This is a genomic window from Pseudomonas sp. Colony2 (assembly GCF_019382755.1).
Lineage (GTDB): Bacteria > Pseudomonadota > Gammaproteobacteria > Pseudomonadales > Pseudomonadaceae > Aquipseudomonas.
Map to the genome: position 1 here is coordinate 6,657,257 of NZ_CP080030.1, position 17,977 is coordinate 6,675,233.

A 17,977-nucleotide genomic window follows, 5' to 3' on the forward strand; every position below is an offset into this window, starting at 1 on the left:
TGATCAGCTCCCAGCCCAGGCCTACTCTGTTTGCCTGCCCGCGCCGAGCCGCCCACAAGGAAGGCCCCATGTTCGAACACCACGCCACACTCAAAAAGCAGTTCAGTGCCCTGCGCACTACCGCCGAATTCTTTTCCCTGCGCTACGTCCGCGAGTCCGGCCAGTACCTGTCGGTACGCAAGAACGTCGCCGAGCCACCACACCTCAGCCAGGACGAAGGCGCGATGCTCACCGTGCGCCTCAATGGCGTCGAAGCCTACGCCGCCACCCACGACATTTCCCTGCCCGGCCTGCAAGCCGCCCTTGAGCGCGCCGAACAGCAAGCCCGCCTCATCAAGCCCCACGCCCTGCTCGACCTGCGCGACCAGCCAGTTTCCAGCGACACTGCCGACTACCTGTCGCCGAGCCTCGACCAGCCCTTCCCGTCCCTGAGCGACTGCTACCAACTGCTCGGCGCCGAATCGGCCGCCGTGCCCAAGGACGAGCGCCTGGTGAACTGGGAAGTCAGCCTGGGCACCACCCACGTCGAACAGATCTACCTCAACAGCGCCGGCGCCGAACTGCGCCAGGCCCAGCGGTTTGTGTTCCCGGGTGTCAACGTCACGGCCTACGACGGCAATGACAGCCAGACCCGCACCCTGGGCGGTACCAACTTCGGCCAGCAAGGCGGCTTTGACGTGATCAGCCGCTTCGGCCTGGTGGGCGCCGCGCCGCAGATTGCCGACCAGGCGCTGCAACTGCTGCTGGCCCCGAACACGCCCCAGGGCCCGCGCGACCTGCTGCTGATGCCCGACCAGATGATCCTGCAGATCCACGAATCCATCGGCCACCCGCTGGAACTCGACCGCATCCTGGGCGACGAGCGCAATTACGCCGGCACCAGCTTCGTCAAGGCCAGCGATTTCGGTCACCTGCAATACGGCTCCAACCTGCTGAACGTGACCTTCGACCCGGACATTCCCGAGCAGCTCGCCAGCTACGGGCATGACGACGACGGCACGAAGGCCAGCAAACAATTCCTGATCCGCGAAGGCTTGCTGCTCAAGCCGTTGGGCGGTGCGTTGTCGCAATACCGCGCCGGCATGCAAGGCGTGGCCAACAGCCGTGCCTGCAGCTGGAACCGCGCGCCGATCGACCGCATGGCCAACCTGAATATCGAGGCCGGCGACCAGAACATGGCGCAGCTGATTGGCGGCATCGAGAACGGCATCCTGATGTCCACCAACCGTTCGTGGTCGATTGACGATGCACGCAACAAATTCCAGTTTGGCTGCGAGTGGGGCCAGTTGATTGAAAACGGCGAGCTCAAAGGCGTGGTGAAGAACCCCAACTACCGGGCGATTTCCGCGCAGTTCTGGCGCAACCTCAGCGCCGTCGGCGACGCCAGCACCTTCAAGGTGCTGGGCACGCCGAACTGCGGCAAGGGCGAACCCAACCAGGTGATCCGCGTCGGCCATGCGTCGCCGGCCTGTGTGTTCAGCAACGTGGACGTGTTCGGGGGAGACGCCTGATGAATAATTTCAAAGCCCTGGTGGATTGGCTCAAGCAGGCCATCACCGACCACGAACAATTCCACCTCGGCTACGCCGACGAGTCCTCCGAGTTTGTGCGTTTCAACCACGGCAAAGTGCGCCAGGCCGGCCAGGTGCAACAGGCCAGCCTGAACCTGAAGCTGATCAACGACGGGCGCCACGCCGACCTCGGTATCACTCTGGCGGGCGAGCCTGAACTGGATCGCCAGCGTCTGGCCAACGGCCTGCAACAACTGCGCGAGACCTTGCCGTTGTTGCCCCAGGATCCGTACCTGCTGCTCAACCACAACGCCTGGCAAAACAAGGACCAGCAGGACCGACCACTGCCGGACCTGGCCCAGGTGCTGGAAGCAGTCAGCCTGGCCGCTGAAGGTGTGGACATGGTCGGCTTCTACGCCGCCGGCCCTATCAGCCGTGGTTTCGCCAGTTCATCAGGCGCCTTCGGATGGCACCAGGCCAACAGTTTCAACTTCGACTTCAGCCTGTTCCACGCCAACGGTGAAGCGGTGAAAGCCAGCTACGCCGGCAACGATTGGGACAGCGTGGCCTTCGCCCAGCGTTTCAAGCAGGCCCGTGAGCAACTGGAATACCTTGGTCGCCCGCTGCACCCGCTGGCACCGGGGCAATATCGCGCCTACCTTGCCCCGGCGGCCATGGAAGAAATCATCAGCATGCTCACCTGGGGCGGGTTTTCCGCCCAGGCCATAGCCAGCAAAGGCAGCCCGTTGCAACGGTTGTATGGCGGTGATCAGTCCTTGAGCCCGCTGGTGACCCTGGACGAACAGGTCAGCGGCTCCCTGAGTTCGGCGTTTTCCCGTGACGGCTATCCGCGCAGTGATGTGAAGCTGATCAATGCCGGCAAGGCTGAAGGCCAATTGGTGAACTCCCGCAGTGCCGCCGAATACGGCTTGAGCACCAATGGCGCCAGCGGCGATGAATCTCCAAGCGCCCTGCAGATGGCGGCCGGCGACCTCGCCCAGGCCGATATCCTCAAGCAATTGGGCACCGGCTTGTACATCAGCAACCTGTGGTACCTGAACTACTCCGACCAGCCCGCCGCGCGCCTGACCGGCATGACCCGCTTCGCCACGTTCTGGGTCGAAGACGGCGAGATCAAGGCGCCGGTCAGCACCATGCGTTTTGATGACAGCGTGTACAGCCTGCTGGGCTCGCAACTGGAAGCGCTGACCGCTGATCGGGAATTGCTGCTGTCGGCGAGTACGTATAGCCAGCGCAATACGTCATCCAATCTGCTGCCGGGGGCGCTGGTAAAACGCCTGACCCTGACCTTATAAGCAACGCAAAACCCATGTGGGAGCGGGCTTGCTCGCGAATGCGGCGTGTCAGCCACTACATCTGTGACTGAGGCACCGCATTCGCGAGCAAGCCCGCTCCCACAGTTGATCGCATTCCACATTTTGATTCGGTTCATCCTCAAAGCCCCACTCCAGGCACCTGGCCGTCCGGCCAGTTGTCGCTCGCGAAAAACCTCGTTATAAAGGTTGGTGGCACCTAGCCACGTCCGCGCGGTAAAAAAACTCAAACAACACCCCGCCGTCCTCAACCCACTTGCACGCAAGTGATGCACGACCTTGCCCGGGATAGGGCAAGCTGGAGCGTTGACATGAACCATGGAAGTTTTGTCATTGAAAAGCTGTTCAAGCACTACAACGTTCACGTAGAGCAGCTTGGTAACAACCCAGAGAAGAAAACCGTGCTGTTGGTCAACGGCGCGCTGTCCACCACCCGCTCGTTTGCACGCACCAGCAAGTGCCTGTCCGAGCACTTCAATGTGCTGATGTTCGACCTGCCGTTCTCCGGCTATTCACGCCCGCACAACACCGACCTCGACCTTGTGACCAAGGACGATGAAGTGCAGATCCTGCGCGCTCTGGTGGAACGCTTTCAGGTCAACCACCTGGTGTCTGCCTCATGGGGGGGGATTTCCACGCTGCTGACCCTCGCCCACAACCCGCCGTCGATTGAAAGCTCGGTGGTGATGGCACTGGCGCCCAACCTCAACCAGGCCATGCTCGAATACGTAGAGCGGGTGCGCGTGCTGATCGAGGCCGATGACAAATCCGCCGTCGGCCATCTGCTGAATGAAACCGTGGGCAAATACCTGTCGCCCCGGCTCAAGCGCAACAACCACCGGCACCTGTCGACCATGGCCACCACCGAGTATCGCCAGGCACGCTTCCATATCCATCAGGTGCTGGCGCTGGGTGACGGCAACTACCTGCCGCAACTGACCCGGATCGAAACCCCGGTGCACTTCCTCAACGGCGTGCTGGACGAGTACACCCCGGCAGACGAAGCCCAACTGTTCAAGAAATACGTAGGCCGCAGCAGCTTCGCCACCGCCGAACACACCGGCCATTTGCTCGACCTGGAATCCCGCGAAGCGGCCCTGGCCGTGCACCGCGCGCTGATTGATTTCCTGGTGGGCAAACACGTGGAGTTGTCAGATATAGACGAAGGGCCAGTGGGAAAAGGAGCTGCCGATGGCGCATAATCGCCGACACATAGGCTGCTAACAAAAAGGTAACTCATGCCGAATCGCGCCCCTCTCGATGCCAAGACCGCCCGCTGGCTACCCTGGGTGGTAGCGATTGCCTTCTTCATGCAGTCGCTGGATGGGACGATTCTCAACACCGCCTTGCCGGCCATGGCTCGAGACCTGGCGGAGAACCCCTTGCGCATGCAAGGCGTAGTGATTGCCTACATGCTCACCGTGGCCTTGCTGATTCCCGCCTCGGGCTGGGTGGCCGACCGCTTCGGCACCAAGAAGATCTTCTTCGGCGCGATCATGCTGTTCAGCATTGGCTCGTTGCTCTGCGCGCTCTCCAGCACGCTGACCATGCTGGTGGGCGCCCGGGTGATCCAGGGCCTGGGCGGTGCGTTGATGTTGCCGGTGGGCAGGCTGGTGGTGCTGCGCGCCTACCCGCGCTCGGAGCTGGTGCGCATCATGGGTTTCATCACCATTCCCGGGCTGCTCGGCCCACTGCTCGGCCCGACCATGGGCGGCTGGATGGTGCAATACCTGACCTGGCACTGGATCTTCCTGATCAACCTGCCGGTGGGCATCATCGGCTGCTACGCCGTCTGGAAATTCATCCCCGACCTGCGCGGCAGCGAACGTACGCGGTTCGACGGCGTGGGTTTCCTGCTGTTCGGCGCGGCGATGGTGCTGATCACTATCGCCATGGAAGGCCTCGGCGAATTGCACCTGCCGCACCTGCGGGTGATGTTGCTGCTGTTCGGCGGCCTCGCGTGCCTGGCGGCTTACTGGCTGCGCGCCGGGCATATCGACAACCCGCTGTTCTCGCCGGTGCTGTTCAAGACCCGGACCTTTGCGGTGGGCATCCTCGGCAACCTGTTCGCTCGCCTGGGCAGCGGCGCGTTGCCGTTCCTGGTGCCGCTGTTGCTGCAGGTGGCGCTCGGTTACTCACCGTCCGAAGCCGGGATGAGCATGCTGCCCCTGGCGGCGGCGGCGATGTTTGCCAAGTCCATCGCCCGGCCGCTGATCGAGCGCCTGGGCTACCGCGTGGTGCTGACCGGCAACACCCTGGCGCTGGGCATCATGCTGGCAAGCATGGGCCTGGTCAGCGAACACACGCCCTACCCGCTGCTGCTGAGCATGCTGGCGATCCTCGGGGCGATCAACTCGCTGCAATTCACCGCGATGAACACCGTGACCCTGATCGACCTCGACGACGCCCAGGCCAGCAGCGGCAACAGTTTGCTGTCGGTGGTGGCGCAGTTGTCCCTGAGCCTTGGGGTGGCCTGCGCCGGTGCGCTGCTGGGTGGTTTTACCGCCGAAGTGGGCAACGACGGGGTCGACACCGTGCTCGGCGCGTTCCAGTTGACCTTCGTCACCGTGGGCATCATGGCGATGCTGGCGGCGGCGATCTTCCTGCAATTGTCGCCAAAAGACGGCAAACGCGTGGTCAGCCGTGAGCACGACATTGAGCATTAACAGGCTTCTCGTCTAGAACTTGCAGGGAAAATCCCACGAGGCTGGTACACTGCGCGACATTTTGTTTTGCAGAGCCAGTCCCGTGACTACCATCGCCACCGCTTTTAATACTTTGCCCCTGTCCGCCGCCATGCTGGCTAACCTCGACTCGCTGGGTTATGTCGAGATGACGCAGATCCAGGCGCAAAGCTTGCCGGTGATCCTCAAAGGGCTGGACCTGATTGCCCAGGCCAAGACCGGCAGCGGCAAGACCGCAGCCTTCGGCATCGGCCTGTTGAACCCGATCAACCCGCGCTACTTCGGTTGCCAGGCACTGGTCATGTGCCCGACCCGCGAGCTGGCTGACCAGGTGGCCAAGGAAATCCGCCGCCTGGCCCGCGCCGAAGACAACATCAAGGTGCTGACCCTGTGCGGCGGCGTGTCCCTCGGCCCGCAGATCGCCTCCCTGGAGCACGGCGCCCACGTCATCGTCGGCACCCCGGGCCGCATCCAGCAGCACCTGCGCAAGGGTTCGCTGGTTTTGGACGGCTTGAACACGCTGATCCTCGATGAAGCCGACCGCATGCTCGACATGGGCTTCTACGACGCCATCGAAGACATCATCAGCAAGACCCCGGCCCGCCGCCAGACCCTGCTGTTCTCGGCCACCTACCCGGTGAGCATCAAGCAGCTGGCCTCGAAATTCATGCGCGCGCCGCAACAGGTCAAGGCCGAAGCGTTCCACTCGGACGACCAGATCGAGCAACGCTTCTACGAGATCTCCCCGGAAGAGCGCATGGACGCGGTGACCAAGGTCCTGGCGCATTTCCGCCCGGCGTCTTGCGTAGCCTTCTGCTTCACCAAGCAGCAAGTGCAGGAAACCGTGGATCACCTGACCGCCAAGGGCATCTCCGCCGTTGGCCTGCATGGCGACCTGGAACAGCGCGACCGTGACCAGGTACTGGCGATGTTCGCCAACCGCAGTACGTCGGTACTGGTCGCCACCGACGTGGCTGCCCGTGGCCTGGACATTGATGCACTGGACATGGTGATCAACGTCGAACTGGCCCGCGACTCGGAAATCCACATCCACCGCGTGGGCCGTACCGGTCGCGCGGGTGAGACGGGCATTGCTATCAGCCTCGTCGCACCGTCCGAAGCCCACCGCGCCCAGGCCATCGAGCAGTTGCAGAAGTCGCCGCTGAACTGGGACCAGTTGGACAACCTCAAGCCTCAGAGCGGCGGCCCGTTGCTGCCGGTGATGAGCACCCTGTGCATTGCCGCAGGCCGTAAGGACAAGGTTCGCCCGGGCGATATCCTTGGCGCACTGACCGGTGAAGCCGGGATTCCGGGGGCCCAGGTCGGCAAGATCGCGATCTTTGATTTCCAGGCGTTCGTGGCCGTTGAACGCGGGATCGCCAAGCAGGCGCTGCAGCGTTTGAATGACGGCAAGATCAAAGGCCGTTCGTTGCGCGTGCGTATCCTGTAAAGATCTCAAGCTATACCGAGATCAAAAATGTGGGAGCGGGCTTGCTCGCGAATGCGSAGTGCCAGTCACCGAATCTGTCGACTGATATACCGCATTCGCGAGCAAGCCCGCTCCCACATTTGACTGTATTCCAATTCAGAATTTGTATGAGGACATGGCTGTGCGCTCGACCGAAGTTGTGATCATTGGCGCCGGCGCCGCAGGCTTGATGTGTGCGCTGACCGCCGCCGGGCGTGGGCGCAAGGTGATGTTGATCGACCACGCGAACAAGGCCGGCAAAAAGATCCTGATGTCCGGCGGTGGCCGCTGCAACTTCACCAATATGTACACGGAGCCTGCCAACTTCCTCTCCCACAACGCGCACTTCTGCAAGTCCGCCCTGGCCCGCTACACCCAGTGGGATTTCATCGGGCTGGTGGCCAAGCACGGCGTGCCGTACCACGAGAAAAAACTCGGCCAGCTGTTCTGCGACAACAAGTCCAGCGACATCCTCGGGATGCTGCTGGATGAGTGCATCCAGGTCGGCGTGAGCATGCACCTGGACACCTCGGTGCAGGAGATTGCCAAGGTCGATGGCGGCTATCAGTTGCAAACCACCCTGGGTGAGTTGCGCTGCGAATCACTGGTGATCGCCACCGGCGGGCTGTCGATCCCGACCCTGGGGGCCACCGGCTTTGGTTATCAAGTGGCCAAGCAGTTCGGCCATGAACTGCTGCCAACCCGCGCCGGGCTGGTGCCGTTCACCATCACCGACCAGCTCAAGGAATTGTGCGGCGAGCTGTCCGGTACGTCCGTGGATTGCCTGGTGAGCTGCAACGACCAAAGCTTTCGCGAGAACATCCTGTTTACCCACCGCGGCCTGAGCGGGCCGGCGATCCTGCAGATTTCCTCCTACTGGGAACCCGGCGACACGGTGGAAATCAACCTGCTGCCCGACCACGACGCCCACACCTGGCTGCAAGCGCAACAGGTGGAGCGCCCGAACAGCGAGCTGAAAACCCTGCTGGGTGAGATCTTCACCAAGAAGATGGCCAACCTGCTGGCCGAAACCTGGTTCGTTTCCAAGCCGATGAAGCAGTACACCCACGCCGAGATTGCCGACATCGCCGGCAAACTGGGGAGCTGGCAACTGGTGCCGGCGGGTACTGAAGGCTATCGCACCGCCGAGGTCACCCTGGGTGGCGTGGACACCCGGGAAGTCTCGTCCAAGACCATGGAATCCCTGAAAAGCCCCGGTTTGTACTTCATCGGCGAAGTGTTGGATGTGACCGGTCACCTGGGCGGGTTCAATTTCCAGTGGGCGTGGGCCTCCGGTTATGCCGCTGCCCAATTTGCCTGACGGAACCCGGTAAAAAAATGTGGGAGCGGGCTTGCTCGCGAAGGCGGAGTGTCAGCTAATACATCAGTGACTGATACACCGCCTTCGCGAGCAAGCCCGCTCCCACATTTGGTTCGTGGTGTGCTTGGAAGTAATGACTGGAATAAATTTTGCTCTCAGATGTGATCGCCACGCTTGCCGTGGCGTCATTACTGGCTCAATTTAGCGGCATCGTCCCGGAAGACCCCAGACTTCATGTCATCGACCTCCTTCAAGCAGTCCATGCGGCGCCTTTGGGCACTGGATAAGTTCAGTTACAGCGTACGGGTATTCATCGCCCTGACCGGCAGCATGGCGCTGTGCTGGTACCAGAATGAAATGGCGCTGCTGATCCCGCTGTTCCTGGGGATTATCGCCAGCGCCCTGGCCGAGACCGATGACAACTGGCAAGGCCGGCTCAACGCCCTGGCCGTGACACTGGTGTGCTTCAGCACTGCGGCACTGTCCGTCGAACTGCTTTTCCCTTATCCCTGGATCTTCGCGATCTTCCTGGCTCTATCCAGCTTCGGCCTGACCATGCTCGGTGCCCTCGGCGAGCGTTATGGGGCGATCGCTTCGGCCACCCTGATTCTCTCGGTCTACACCATGATCGGCGTGGACCAGCGCGGTGGCGCCGTCACCGACTTCTGGCATGAACCCTTGCTGCTGGTGGCCGGCGCCGCGTGGTATGGCGCGCTGTCGGTGTTGTGGCAGGTGCTGTTTTCCAACCAGCCGGTGCAGCAGAGCCTGGCGCGACTGTTTCGCGAGCTGGGACGCTACCTCAAGCTCAAGTCGTCACTGTTCGAACCGATCCGCCAACTGGATGTGGAAGCGCGGCGCCTGGAACTGGCGCAGCAGAACGGCCGGGTGGTGGCAGCACTGAACGCCGCCAAAGAGATCATCCTGCACCGGGTCGGCAATGGTCGCCCGGGCTCCAAGGTCAGCCGCTACCTCAAGCTGTACTTCCTGGCCCAGGACATCCACGAGCGCGCCAGCTCCTCGCACTACCCTTACAACGCCCTCGCCGAAGCCTTCTTCCACAGCGACGTGCTGTTCCGCTGCCAGCGCCTGTTGCGCCAGCAAGGCAAGGCCTGCCAGACCCTGGCCGAATCGATCCAGATGCGCCAGCCGTTCGTTTATGACGCCAGCTTCGCCGAAGCCCTGGGCGACCTCAACGCCTCCCTGGAACACCTGCGCATCCAGAGCAACCCGGCCTGGCGCGGCCTGCTGCGCTCCCTGCGCGCCCTGGCCGCCAACCTGTCGACCCTGGACCGCCTGCTCGGCGACGCCGCCAACCCAGACAGCCTGGCCGATGCCACCGACAGCAGCCTGCTGGACCGTGCGCCGCGCAACCTCAAGGAAATGTGGACGCGCCTGCGCACGCAGCTGACACCAACCTCCTTGCTGTTCCGCCATGCCCTGCGCCTGCCCCTGGCGCTGAGTATCGGCTACTGGATGGTGCACTTGATTCACCCGTCCCAAGGCTATTGGATCATCCTCACCACGCTGTTCGTGTGCCAGCCAAACTACGGCGCCACCCGGCGCAAGCTGGGCCAGCGGATCATCGGCACCGCCATCGGCCTGACCATCGCCTGGGCGCTGTTCGACCTGTTCCCCAACCCGCTGATCCAGTCGATGTTCGCCATCGCCGCCGGCCTGGTGTTCTTTATCAACCGTACCACGCGCTACACCCTGGCGACCGCCGCGATCACGCTGATGGTGCTGTTCTGCTTCAACCAGGTGGGCGACGGCTACGGGCTGTTCCTGCCACGGCTGTTCGATACCTTGCTCGGCAGCCTGATCGCCGGGCTGGCGGTGTTCCTGTTCCTGCCGGACTGGCAGGGCCGGCGCCTGAACAAGGTGCTGGCCAATACCCTGACCTGCAACAGCATCTACCTGCGCCAGATCATGCAGCAGTACGCCGCGGGCAAAAGCGACGACCTGGCTTACCGCCTCGCCCGGCGCAATGCCCACAACGCCGACGCCGCGCTGTCCACCACCCTGGCGAACATGCTGATGGAGCCGGGGCACTTCCGTAAGGAAGCGGACGTGGGGTTCAGGTTCCTGGTGCTGTCCCACACGCTGCTCAGCTACCTGTCGGGGCTGGGCGCCCACAGGGAAACCCAACTGCCGGCGGAAGTGCGCGAGCACTTGATCGAAGGCGCCGGGAAGACGCTGGCGGCGAGCATCGACGAGATCGCCACGGGGCTGGCGAACAAGCAGCCAATTGCGATTCAGAGTGATGCCGAGGAAGCCTTGGCAGTGGACCTGGAGCAGATGCCGGATGAAATTGACGAAGGGCAGCGGCTGGTGCAGACGCAATTGGCGCTGATCTGCCGGCAACTGGGGCCGTTGCGCACGTTGGCGGCTCACCTGATCAAAGATACCAGCGAAGCCTGAACCCTCTTCGCGAGCAAGCCCGCTCCCACATTCGGCCGAGTTCCACCTTTGGAATGCGGTCGAATGTGGGAGCGGGCTTGCTCGCGAAGGGGCCATTAGCCTCACTACATCCCGTGCTGCTTCATCAACCGCGCATAACTGCCATCCACTTTCATCCTGGCAATCTCCCGATCAAACCCGGCAACAATCTGCTGATGCTGAGGATTTTTCAGGCTAACCAGAATGTGCAGGCTGTTTTCGCTCAGCGGCACCGGCAAAAACTCCACCGCGTTGCGCACGGTGGCGGACTCCCGAGCCAGGTAGTAGCGGGCGACAAATTCGTCCTCCAACGTCAGCCGCACCCGCTGCGCCGCCAGCATGCGCACGGCCATGGCGAAGTTATGCACCGGGACTTTCTGCAATTGCGGATCGGCATCGAACGCCGCTGAATAGGCATAGCCACGCACCACCGCGACGGGGTAGTCGTGCAACTGCTCCAGGTTCTGGTAGTCGATGGGATCGTCGCGGCGCTTGAGAAACAGCACCCGGTTGAGCAGGTATTCGCCGGAAAACTGCCCCAACTGAGTACGCGCATCGTCGTACCAGGCGTTCACCAATACGTCGTAACGCCCATCGCCCACGCCCATCAGCGCCCGCGCCCAGGGCACCTGTTCAAACTCACTGGCATAGCCGGCACGGGCCAGGGCGGTGGTCACGATGTCGGTGGCCAAACCACCATTGACCAGGGTGGCGTCAGTGAACGGCGGCCAGGCATCCGCCACCAGTCGCAAGCGTTCTGCCGCCGCCGCCTGGGCCAGCAACAACAAACCGATCAAAGCAACGGCACGAGAAAATCGCGGCATGCTCAAGTCCTTGGCGGGCATTCTATGGCCTGACCTCTGGGGCAACCCGAGGATTTAACAGTAGCTCATCAATGAGCCTGTACTGCAGATTACACAAAGACGGCAGCGTCGCACGCAGAGAATGATGGCAAATTGATCTCACTCACAAAAAAACCGCAATTTAGACACTCGCCTCCCGCGCGCTTACTATCCTGACCAGACAATCAGCCGAGAGAACACCATGACAGTCGAATGGGTCTGCAAACACCACAGTGACCTGGGCAAGGAGCAGCTGTACGCCATTTTGCGCCTGCGCTCGGAGGTCTTCGTGGTCGAGCAGAAATGCGTGTACCAGGACATCGACGGCCAGGACCTGGACGGTGACACCCATCACCTGATGGCCTGGGATGATGGTCAACTGCAGGCCTACCTGCGCCTGCTGGATCCTGAATCACAAGGTGGTGATGTGGTGATCGGCCGGGTGATCGTTGCGCCGAGCGCGCGGGGTACCGGGCTGGGCCACCAGATGATGGATGAGGCCCTCAGGCAGGCAGAGAAACAGTGGCCCGACGTGCCGATCTATCTGTCGGCCCAGGCGCATTTGCAGGGGTATTACGGGCGGTACGGGTTTGTGGCGGCGGGTGAGGAATACCTTGAGGATGACATTCCACATATAGGCATGCGTCGGGCATGAGGGCCTCTTCGCGAGCAAGCCCGCTCCCACATTTGACCGAGTTCCACCTTTGGAATGCGGTCGAATGTGGGAGCGGGCTTGCTCGCGAAGAGGCCCTCATGCCCGGTCACCCCAAGCTTTCAGGGGTAACCCAACACCTGTTTAATGCTCGCCAGGTTCGCCTCGATCCAGCGCCGATCAATCGCGCCCCAATCACGAATCCGATAGCGCCCGGCATGGTTGCGGGCGCCGTCTTCCTGTTCAAACTCACACACGATATCCAGGTCCGCCAACGCCGCAATCGTGTCCTGTGCAGTACGCCGGGGCATGCCCGTCACCTCGGTCAGTGCCGGGACGCTGCTGGCCAGCTGGCTATCAATCAGGTACGCCACATACAGGCGCCGGTAGAAGCTGCTTTTGGTCTTGCTCACATCCATGCTCGATCGCCTTTGAAGGTCAGGGCTTGCCCTGCAGGTCCCGCCAGGTCAGGTACACCCGCAGGTCGAATTCCACCTGATGGTAGCCCGGCAACATGTATTCACAGAGTTTGTAGAACGCCTTGTTGTGGTCCGATTCCTTGAAGTGCGCCAGTTCGTGTACCACGATCATGCGCAGAAATTCCGGCGCGGCTTCCTTGAACAGCGAGGCGATACGGATTTCTTTCTTCGACTTGAGGTTGCCACCCTGCACCCGAGAGATGGTGGTGTGCAGGCCGAGGGCTCGGTGGGTCAGGTCCAGGCGGTTATCGAACAACACCTTGTCGATGGCCGGGGCGTTGCGCAGGTGTTCCTGCTTCAGGGCCTGGGCGTAGCTGTACAGCGCTTTGTCGCTCTGCACGCCATGACGTTCGGGGTAGCGCTGGGTCAGGTAGTCGCCGAGTTGGTCCTTGGCAATCAACTGGCGCACTTGCTCCTGCAATGCTGGAGGGTAGGCCTGGAGGTATTTCAGCGCGGTCATGGGGTCAACAACGGGTATTTGAATGGGCGCCAGTGTAGCGAATTCAGCGGGCGGCTGCGCGCAGGCGCCAGTCGGCAATTTCATCCGCGATCAACGGCGGCGCCACCTGCGGGCCCTGGATGAACTGGCAGCCGTTGGCCTTGAGCCACTCAACTTGTTCCTGGGTCTCGACGCCTTCGGCAATCACCAGCAGATCAAAATGCCGGCACAATTCGATAATGCTGCGCGCCATCGCCGCGTCCCGGGATGAACCCGGCAGGCGGGCGATCAGCTTCGGGTCGAGCTTGAGGGTGTCGAATTCCAGGTCCCGCAGGTGGGCCAGGGAGCAGTTGCCCGCGCCGAAATCATCCAGGGCAATCCGCACGCCGGCCCGGCGCAACAGCTTGAGCTGCTTGGTGGACTCATCCAGATTGTGCATCAGGCTTTCTTCACTGATCTCCACCTCAAGCTGCCGGCCTTGCAACCCATGTCGCTCCAGCACCTGCTGCAGCTGGCTGGCCAGGTTCGGCATATTGAACTGGCTGCTGCTCAAGCTCACGCTCAGGACCAACTCATCGCTGAACACCCCTGCCCATGCCTGCCGATGGGCGGCCACCTGCTGGTAGATCCAGGTGCTCAACTGGCTGATCAGCCGCGCCTCTTCGAGCAACGGCAGAAACAGCCCCGGCGGCACATCGCCGACACTCGGGTGCTGCCAGCGCAGCAGCGCTTCGACGCCCCGCAGATGGCCGTCGTGCAACGACACCTGCGGCTGGTACACCAGGGTGAAATCCTTGCTGTCGATGGCGCTGCGTACGCTGTCTTCGAGCATCAGGCGCGAGCGGGCCCGGCCGTTCATTTCCTGGTCGTAGTAGCGATATTGCTGACGCCCGGCGCGCTTGGCCTCGTACATCGCGACGTCCGCCGCGCGCAGCAGGCCGTTGAGGTCCGAGCCGCAGTCCGGGAAAGTGGCGATGCCGATACTGACGCCCAGCATCACATCCAGACCGTCGACCTGCTGACAGATCGACACCCGTTCGATCAGTTTTTCCGCAATCTTGGCCGCCTGCTCCGGAAATTCCAGCTCCAGCAGCGCGGTGAATTCATCCCCGCCCATGCGCCCGAGAATGTCGTAGGAGCGCAGGCACGCCTTCAACTGTTCCGAGACCCAGCGCAGCACGCGGTCTCCGGCGTCGTGGCCGAGGGAATCGTTGACCCGCTTGAACCCGTCCAGGTCCAGGTACAGCAGCACCAGCGACTGCTCGTTACGCTCGCTGCGCAACAGCACATTCTCCACCGACTGGTGAAACCCACGCCGATTGAGCAGGCCCGTCAGCGGGTCGGTGACGGCCTGGAACTCCAGTTGCTGATGCAGATGGCGCACCTCGGACATGTCCAGCACCGTGACCACCATGGCTTTCTGCTCGGCCGGCAGCGGGGCGCACGACATCGCCACGGGCAACTGCTGGCCGGGTGCGGTGCGCAAGATGGCGTCGTGCAGGCGCCAGGTTTCGCCACGTTTGTAGCCTTCATACAAGGCAGAATCGGACCACCCAGGCACATGGGGCTTCTGTAGGAAGCCCAGGAACTCGGCACCCTGGATCTCGGCGACCGGCGCATTGATCAGCCGCGAAATCGCCGGGTTGGCGTAGCTGATCACGCCGTCTTCGCCCACCACCAGGATGCCTTCGGCGGCATTGTCGAGCACCGAGGCATTGAAGGCCCGGGCCGATTCCAGATCGTGACTCAGGCGCTGCAAGGCACGGCGGTTGCGCTGGTGCTCCAGCAGGGCCTGGACCTTGGGCTTGAGGATATTCGGGTCGAAGGGTTTCAGCAGGTAGTCGATCGCGCCGCTGGCATAGCCTTCCAGCATCGCCGCTGGCGATTGGGCGTGAGCGCTGAGAAAGATGATCGGGGTCAGTTGCGTGCGCTGGCTGCCGCGCATCAGCCGGGCCACCTCGAACCCGTCCATGCCGGGCATCATCACATCCAGCAACACCAGGTCGACGTCGTGTTCGAGCAGCAATCCCAAGGCTTCAACCCCGGAGGCCGCCGTCACCACATGCCAATCTTCACGCTGCAATAACGCACGCATGCTGATCAGGTTTTCGGGATAGTCATCGACCACCAAAAGCACTGAACAACCATCGCGAGGCTTGATTGGAGCGCATTCCATTGCTGCTTCTCTTTCGTCGGAGTCATTCCGGTCATTTTTGCGACAAAACCGGATAAACAATAAGGGCTCACTCTAGCCCTGGATCCCATAAAGCAGAAGCCACGACGGTGCCATCATTGCGCCAAAGCCCAGACAACCGACTAACGGTCAGTGTCTACAGCCCGCGATTTACGGGAAATATGGCTTTTTGACATTTCATTGGCGCCAACAATCCGCCACAAAGCCATTAACAATCCATTTCGAGCCACCTATAAAGAAAGTGCCGGCTCCCGAGCCAAGGCCTTCTTTCCCCGTTAAAGGCGTATTCAATGATTGATCTGTCCACCTGGAACCTGAGCATCCCCGTCGGCTCCCCGCCCTCGACCATCGACACGCCGAAGCTGCTCAGCGGGTTCAAGGACCAATACTTCCAGGCCGAAGGCAGCAGCGTGCAATTCTGGACCCCGGTAACCGGCACGCGTACCGAGAACGCCGTTTACCCTCGCAGCGAACTGCGGGAAACCTACGCCGACGGCCGCCTGCGTAACTGGCTGTACAGCGACGCCGACAATTTCCTGCGTGCCACGTTGGCGGTCAACAAGGTGCCGTCGTCCGGCAAGGTGGTGATCGGTCAAATCCACGCCTACGAAAGCCAGAAGCCACTGATCAAGGTCGAATACCAATACAAGGAAAAAACCCAGACCGGCAACATCGTCGCCAAGGTGCGCATGCGCCCTGACGAGTCGGAAGGCCGGGTGATCATCGTCGCCGAGAACGTACCGCTGGACCGCGACTTCACCTATGTCATCCACCTGAACAAGGCCGGATTGTTGAGCGTCGACGCTGCCAATGGGCAATGGAACGAACGCATCGGCGCTGCGTGGGGCAAACAGCCGCTGTACTTCAAGGCCGGTGCCTACGTGCAGGACAACAGCGGCAACAGCAAGGAAGGCGCCCGCGTGACGTTTGCCAAGCTGGACATTGACCACGACTGAAGCTGATTCGCTTCAGCGACCGGTCCCACGACGCTTTAGGACAGAACCGCGACCCAGGGTCTCGACTTTCTTGTAGGACAATCCGAGTATGGCGCCGCGCACGCGCACTACCCCCTACAAGAAAGTCATGGAGACTGCCCAATGCCCTTTTCCCGCACCCTGCTAGCCCTCTCTATGGGCATGGCACTGCTGCAAAACCCGGCCTTTGCCGCCCCGCCCCTCTCGATGGCCGACGGGGTGGCCCAGGTCAATATCCAGGACAGCAACGCCTGGGTCGAAATCAACAAGGTCGCCTTCGAAAACAATATCCGCACCCTCCAAGCCAGCCTCGCTGACAAGTCGAAAATCTGCGCCGTGCTCAAGGCGGATGCCTACGGTCACGGCATCGGTTTACTGATGCCCTCGGTGATCAAACTGGGCGTGCCCTGCGTCGGCATCGCCAGCAACGAAGAAGCCCGCGTGGTCCGTGAAAGCGGCTTCAAGGGCCAACTGATCCGCGTACGCACCGCCGCCCTGAGCGAGCTGGAAGCTGCGTTGCCGTATAACGTCGAAGAGCTGGTGGGCAATCTGGACTTCGCCGTGCGCGCCAGCCTGATCGCCGAAAACCACGGCCGCCCACTGGTCGTGCACCTGGGCCTGAACTCCAGCCGCATGAGCCGCAACGGTGTGGAAATGACCACCGCCCAGGGCCGCCGCGACGCCGTAGCCATTACCAAGGTGCCAAACCTGCAGGTGACGGCGATCATGACCCACTTCGCCGTTGAAGACGCCGCCGACGTGCGCACTGGCCTCAAGGCGTTCAACGAACAAGCCAACTGGCTGATCAACGTCGCCCAGCTCGACCGCAGCAAAATCACCCTGCACGCCGCCAACTCCTTCGCCACCCTGGAAGTGCCCGAGTCGCGGCTGGACATGGTTCGTCCGGGCGGCCTGCTGTTTGGCGATACCGTACCGTCGTTCACCGAATACAAGCGGGTGATGCAGTTCAAATCCCACGTGGCGTCCGTCAACAGCTACCCGAAAGGCAACACCGTAGGCTACGACCGCACCTACACCCTGGCGCGGGATTCGAAACTGGCGAACATCACCGTGGGTTATTCCGACGGCTATCGCCGGGCGTTTACCAACAAAGGCATCGTGCTGATCAACGGGCACCGGGTGCCGGTGGTGGGCAAGGTGTCGATGAACACCCTGATGGTCGATGTCACCGACGTGCCGACCGTGAAGAGCGGCGATGAGGTGGTGTTGTTCGGCAAGCAGGGCGCGGTGGAGACCAGCCAGGCGGAGGTTGAAGACATCAACGGTGCGTTGCTGGCGGATCTGTATACGGTGTGGGGTAACTCGAATCCGAAGGTGCTGGTGGAGAACTAAGTCTCCTCACATCTCGTAGGCATTGTCCTATGGACCCAAGGATCATTCGGTGATTAACACAATCACTTAAACAACACTTATCCCTGTGGGAGCYGGCGGTGCGACGATTCGACTTGCCCGCGATGGCGGTGTATCAGCCAACTTATTCCTCGACTGGCACACCGCCATCGCGGGCAAGCCCGGCTCCCACAGGGGTTCTGTGTCCTACAGGGCCGTTGCGGTGAACCGGAGCGCCGCTTATAGTTCGCCCCGTCGCCGGCATTGAACGGCGATAGGGTTTCGCAGCCCTA

At 61.9% G+C, this 17,977-nt stretch carries 14 protein-coding genes; 10 read left to right on the top strand and 4 right to left on the bottom strand.

Going from position 1 to position 17,977, the window contains the following annotated elements; translation table 11 throughout:
- Positions 1-68 precede the first annotated feature (68 nt).
- From JV201_RS27215 to yccS, 7 genes are all read left to right on the top strand, one after another.
- On the top strand, positions 69-1,511 hold the full coding sequence (locus JV201_RS27215) for a TldD/PmbA family protein (RefSeq protein WP_003216898.1): 1,443 nt from the start codon (positions 69-71) through the stop codon (positions 1,509-1,511).
- Entirely contained in the window at positions 1,511-2,827 is a 1,317-nt protein-coding gene (locus tag JV201_RS27220) for a TldD/PmbA family protein (RefSeq protein WP_178903628.1), read from the top strand. Before JV201_RS27215 ends, JV201_RS27220 begins: the two co-directional genes overlap by 1 nt.
- 329 nt (positions 2,828-3,156) lie before the next feature.
- Positions 3,157-4,047: an alpha/beta fold hydrolase gene (locus JV201_RS27225; protein ID WP_177116625.1), complete on the top strand. Its 891-nt coding sequence runs from the start codon at positions 3,157-3,159 to the stop codon at positions 4,045-4,047.
- Positions 4,048-4,083: 36 nt separating this feature from the next.
- On the top strand, positions 4,084-5,511 hold the full coding sequence (mdtD, locus tag JV201_RS27230) for a multidrug transporter subunit MdtD (RefSeq protein WP_003216894.1): 1,428 nt from the start codon (positions 4,084-4,086) through the stop codon (positions 5,509-5,511).
- A gap of 130 nt (positions 5,512-5,641) precedes the next feature.
- Complete coding sequence (gene dbpA, locus JV201_RS27235) at positions 5,642-6,979, top strand: ATP-dependent RNA helicase DbpA (RefSeq protein WP_236260841.1); 1,338 nt, start codon at positions 5,642-5,644, stop codon at positions 6,977-6,979.
- A 160-nt stretch (positions 6,980-7,139) separates the two neighbouring features.
- Positions 7,140-8,318, top strand: a complete 1,179-nt coding sequence (locus JV201_RS27240) for an NAD(P)/FAD-dependent oxidoreductase (RefSeq protein ID WP_003216890.1) — start codon at positions 7,140-7,142, stop codon at positions 8,316-8,318.
- A 234-nt stretch (positions 8,319-8,552) separates the two neighbouring features.
- Positions 8,553-10,736: a YccS family putative transporter gene (gene yccS, locus JV201_RS27245; protein WP_177041233.1), complete on the top strand. Its 2,184-nt coding sequence runs from the start codon at positions 8,553-8,555 to the stop codon at positions 10,734-10,736.
- 104 nt (positions 10,737-10,840) lie between these two features.
- Here yccS and JV201_RS27250 read toward each other — a convergent pair whose 3' ends face one another.
- Positions 10,841-11,578, bottom strand: coding sequence for an ABC transporter substrate-binding protein (locus JV201_RS27250; protein WP_177035279.1), 738 nt, complete (start codon positions 11,576-11,578; stop codon positions 10,841-10,843).
- A 220-nt stretch (positions 11,579-11,798) separates the two neighbouring features.
- Here JV201_RS27250 and JV201_RS27255 point away from each other — a divergent pair, with 220 nt between their 5' ends.
- Entirely contained in the window at positions 11,799-12,251 is a 453-nt protein-coding gene (locus JV201_RS27255) for a GNAT family N-acetyltransferase (protein WP_219406243.1), read from the top strand.
- A 119-nt stretch (positions 12,252-12,370) separates the two neighbouring features.
- Here JV201_RS27255 and JV201_RS27260 read toward each other — a convergent pair whose 3' ends face one another.
- From JV201_RS27260 to JV201_RS27270, 3 genes are read right to left on the bottom strand one after another with little or no spacing between them, the layout of a single operon-like run.
- A complete protein-coding gene (locus tag JV201_RS27260) occupies positions 12,371-12,667 on the bottom strand; it encodes a helix-turn-helix domain-containing protein (protein WP_008434063.1) in 297 nt (98 codons plus the stop codon).
- A gap of 19 nt (positions 12,668-12,686) precedes the next feature.
- Positions 12,687-13,187, bottom strand: coding sequence for a M48 family metallopeptidase (locus JV201_RS27265; RefSeq protein WP_003216881.1), 501 nt, complete (start codon positions 13,185-13,187; stop codon positions 12,687-12,689).
- A 43-nt stretch (positions 13,188-13,230) separates the two neighbouring features.
- On the bottom strand, positions 13,231-15,342 hold the full coding sequence (locus JV201_RS27270) for a bifunctional diguanylate cyclase/phosphodiesterase (protein WP_219406244.1): 2,112 nt from the start codon (positions 15,340-15,342) through the stop codon (positions 13,231-13,233).
- 308 nt (positions 15,343-15,650) lie between these two features.
- Here JV201_RS27270 and JV201_RS27275 point away from each other — a divergent pair, with 308 nt between their 5' ends.
- Positions 15,651-16,316, top strand: coding sequence for a polysaccharide lyase family 7 protein (locus tag JV201_RS27275; protein ID WP_003216876.1), 666 nt, complete (start codon positions 15,651-15,653; stop codon positions 16,314-16,316).
- 141 nt (positions 16,317-16,457) lie between these two features.
- On the top strand, positions 16,458-17,687 hold the full coding sequence (alr, locus tag JV201_RS27280; protein WP_219406245.1) for an alanine racemase: 1,230 nt from the start codon (positions 16,458-16,460) through the stop codon (positions 17,685-17,687).
- Positions 17,688-17,977: the final 290 nt, after the last annotated feature.